Raw genomic sequence first — 759 nt, 5'->3', positions numbered from 1 at the left:
TGGTCCAGTTATGTCACGGGGCTTCAGATTCCTTTGGCAGAGATGGAATCCTGGCGCGATGAGACCTTGGCCATGATAAGGGGTCTAAAGCCATCAAATGTTTTAGAAGTAGGTGTGGGTTCCGGACTATTGATGTATTCGCTTTTGGATGATGTTGCAAGCTACACGGGATTGGATATTTCCCAAACGGTCATAGCGCGACATAAAAGCCAGTTTAAAGATCGAGAGGATGATGTTCACTTCTATCATTTAAAGGCTGACCAGCTTGATCAACTGAGCGATGATGCCCTTTTTGATACCATTATTGTCAATTCTGTTTGCCAATATTTTCCAGGCATCCAATATTTTGAGAACGTCCTGGACAAAATAATGGATAAGCTTACTGAAAAAGGATCCGTGTTTATCGGGGATATAAGGAATCTTGACCTGCACAAAAAAATCATTAAGGAGAAGTTGGATTATGAGGGAAGAACTTATAGTGAACAGGATATAGACACAATCGCATTCAAGGAAAACGAATTGCTGATAAGCCCTGCTTACTTCAAGCAAATGAGTAAAAGATATGGAAACCTCGATTTTCATATCCTTGAGCGGGATTGGTCATTTGAGAATGAATTGAGCAAATATAGGTATGACCTCATCATTTCGGCAAATGGAAAAAAGGGCAGAAAGAATGACCAACAAAACGGTATTGGGGATATCCAAAGTGTAGATAAGCTCTACAATACCCCTTTCCTTAACCAGCTCGGCAAAGTAGAT

1 protein-coding gene is annotated in these 759 nt (G+C 40.7%); it reads left to right on the top strand.

Going from position 1 to position 759, the window contains the following annotated elements; genetic code table 11:
* On the top strand, window positions 1-759 hold a 759-nt coding region (locus AACM45_RS20300; RefSeq protein ID WP_339145036.1), incomplete at both ends, for a class I SAM-dependent methyltransferase.

The organism is Croceitalea sp. MTPC5 (assembly GCF_036985505.1).
Classification (GTDB): domain Bacteria; phylum Bacteroidota; class Bacteroidia; order Flavobacteriales; family Flavobacteriaceae; genus Croceitalea.
Note: the sequence above shows the minus strand (reverse complement) of the source record. Positions and strands in the feature narration are given on the sequence as shown.